The following is a 962-nucleotide window of genomic DNA, read 5'->3' on the forward strand; positions in this document are numbered from 1 at the left end:
TCAATTAACAAATAACAATTTTTCAATTAACAATCATTGTTCACTGCTCATTATTAATTATTAATTGTTATTTGTTCATTCTTCTGTTTTTTATCCACCCAAGGTCTACCCAAGGTGTACCCAAGCTCGGGAGGAGGAAAGTTTGAGGGGGTGAGGAGTTGAGAAAGTAAGGGATTGAGGATTTGAGGTTGTTTCAAATCTTATTCAAACTTCACTCAAACTACTTCAAACCTCACTCAAACCGTTTCTTATAAATTTTTGGTTGCCTCGGTGGTATTGGCGGGCATATCGGTGGCACGCACGATGATTTTGTCGCCCGAGAGGTCGGGATTGGTTTGCGTAACGGTATAGACCCAGTCCAAACCGTTATCTACGGCGTTGCCTTCTTCTACCAATGAGCCATCGGAATTATAAATATGCACCGTAACGGAGACGACCTTAAAATCGTCATACGCCCGCACTTTGATGGTGTCGCCCACCTGACCGGTATAGCCCGAGAGGTCGATTTGCTCAATTTTCGGAGCTTGCAACATATCGGCAACCGCTACGTTGTAGGCTGTTACGCCCTGTTTTTTGTCAGCTTGTGCTTGGTAGGCTTCCTTGACGGAAGGGTTTTGCAATGCCGATTTGGCATAGATGGTTGCCTGCTGGAATTTTGCCATTTGCTCCTTTACCTTTTCGGAAGTGATGGTTTTCTTAGTCGGCTTTTGCGATACAATCGTTTTTCCGTTTCGCTGACTGAATACGAGCATATTGCCTACTTTTCCGCTTAGCCCGTGTGTGACGATGTTGTTTTTTGACTCTGCCATAGTATTCTATTTTTGTTAATTTTTTAATGAACAAATAACAATTTTTCAATGAATTATGAATGCAAAAAATCCGTTTGGAAGAAATTTTCTTCCAAACGGATTTTTTTACCTATATAATATATAAAAGTATATAAGTTACTTTATGTGCTGTGC

The 962-nt window shown here is 40.7% G+C and carries 1 protein-coding gene; it reads right to left on the minus strand.

Annotated features, from left to right (window positions below; genetic code table 11):
• Positions 1–248: 248 nt before the first annotated feature.
• Complete coding sequence (locus tag Q4D72_RS00655; RefSeq protein WP_303075474.1) at positions 249–809, minus strand: hypothetical protein; 561 nt, start codon at positions 807–809, stop codon at positions 249–251.
• Positions 810–962 lie beyond the last annotated feature (153 nt).

Source organism: Capnocytophaga sp. (assembly GCF_030532915.1).
Taxonomy (GTDB): Bacteria; Bacteroidota; Bacteroidia; order Flavobacteriales; family Flavobacteriaceae; genus Capnocytophaga.

What these genes read in the sequence shown, in the direction of transcription:
- Q4D72_RS00655 (WP_303075474.1), bottom strand. Translation starts at nt 809, where the DNA reads ATGGCAGAGTCAAAAAACAACATCGTCACACACGGGCTAAGCGGAAAA.